The following is a 1,566-nucleotide window of genomic DNA, read 5'->3' on the forward strand; positions in this document are numbered from 1 at the left end:
ACGGCGGTGGTCCGGCCGGCCTCGATATCGAAAGAAAATCATCTGCATCTGGTCATGCATGACATCGCGGCGGCGCAGGACGGCATGACCATGCCCGGCGAGGAGCATGTCCGCAACCTGCTCGATTTCGCGCGCCGCTGGGACCGGGCAAGGCCGATGCTCGTGCATTGCTATGCCGGCATCAGCCGCTCGACGGCTTCGGCCTATATCATCGCGGCCGCATTGGCGCCGAAACGCGACGAGGCCGAATTGGCGCGGACGCTGCGGGCGCTGTCGCCCTCGGCAACACCCAATCCGCGACTGATCGCGGTGGCCGATGCGCTGCTTGATCGCAACGGCCGCATGATCGAGGCGATCGAATCGATCGGCCGCGGTGCGGATGCCTTTGAAGGCACGCCCTTCGCGCTGAGGATCGACAGCTAGCTGCCCCCATGTCGTTGTTCGATTATCGGGTGCCTTCATTCGCCCAATCTTCATGCCCGTGCCGTATCCGGACAATGAACACGTCGTCGTCGGCTTCGATCCGGTAGACGACAAGATGGGCTTTGAAGGGATGGATACGCATCGGTGGCGCCAATTCAAGCCGCTCCCGCGCTATTCGGGGACTGGCAGCGATCAGGTCAAAGATCGTGAACAACTCGTCATGATACTGTCTGGCCTGCACAGCGCCCGAACAGGCGCACCCCTTGCTCGGCAATACCGACGATGTCCTCTTCCGCAGCTAAAGAAAGGCGAAATCCCACTACCCATTGCCGGATGGCTTTTCAGCGCGTTTAACCGCCTCCGTGAAAAGCGCGTCCCTGGATCGATTGCCGATGCCACTCTTCAAGCCATCGTCGACAAAGCGCTGCATGGCGGCAATCTTGTCATTGCGCTCCTGATCCCGACGGATCAAATCGCGCACATAGTCGCTCGCGTTGGCGTAACGGCCCGTTTCGGTTTGCGCCTCCACCCAATCTTTCATCGGGTCGGGCAATGATACGTTCATCGTTGCCATACTGGCCTCCATATCTCGTCCAGTATGGTCCGTTTTGGCAAAGTTTGTCAAAATCTCTTGTGCGGAAATCTCTTGTCCAAAAGCGCGATTGTCAGATACGCCCTCCGTCGCCTGGTTTGTTCAAGAGGACAGCGCTTGCCTTTCGATGCCAGACCACTGGTTTGGAGGCTACGTCAACCAGTCCGCGAGCTTCGCCTTGCGCACATCCCGCAGCAGGCTGATGAAGCCGTCGGCCTGATATTCCGCCGTCAGCCGGCCCTTCTCCGCCGTCGCGATGCTGGCATCGCCGACGACGCCGTTCGGGTTGAGATCGCTGGCGATCCAGGCGAAGGCATGGGTGCCGGTGTGGCGCAGGAGCGAAAGTTCGTTTTCGGCTTTGGCGACATTGGAAACGAAATTGTCGGCCTTGGCCATGTCGACGAGGTCCGGCCGGAAATGCAGCATCAGCGAGGTCTCGACATCGCCGCCATGGATGCCGTGGCGGTCCTCCAGTTCGGTGTACATGCCGGCCGGGCGGCCGAACCGTTGCCAGCTGGTCGTGGTCAATTCGCATGGCGGCAACGAGGAGA

The 1,566-nt window shown here is 60.5% G+C and carries 3 protein-coding genes and 1 pseudogene; 1 reads left to right on the forward strand and 3 read right to left on the reverse strand.

The features are described 5' to 3' along the window. On the forward strand, positions 1-423 hold a 423-nt coding region (locus EN906_RS33630), incomplete at its 5' end, for a tyrosine phosphatase family protein (protein WP_127375750.1). 22 nt (positions 424-445) lie between these two features. On the opposite strand, the pseudogene EN906_RS33635 reads toward EN906_RS33630, so the two are convergent. From EN906_RS33635 to EN906_RS33645, 3 genes and pseudogenes are all read right to left on the reverse strand, one after another. After that, positions 446-743, reverse strand: a pseudogene (locus EN906_RS33635) (type II toxin-antitoxin system RelE/ParE family toxin). Further along, entirely contained in the window at positions 743-997 is a 255-nt protein-coding gene (locus EN906_RS33640) for a type II toxin-antitoxin system ParD family antitoxin (protein ID WP_127271993.1), read from the reverse strand. The pseudogene EN906_RS33635 and the gene EN906_RS33640 overlap by 1 nt, the downstream one beginning before the upstream one ends. Before the next feature lie 168 nt (positions 998-1,165). Further along, positions 1,166-1,566 (reverse strand): creatininase family protein (locus EN906_RS33645; RefSeq protein ID WP_164777587.1); only part of this gene is annotated, 401 nt, incomplete at its 5' end.

Origin of the sequence: Mesorhizobium sp. M7A.F.Ca.CA.004.06.1.1 (assembly GCF_003999135.1) — a bacterium.
GTDB lineage: Bacteria > Pseudomonadota > Alphaproteobacteria > Rhizobiales > Rhizobiaceae > Mesorhizobium.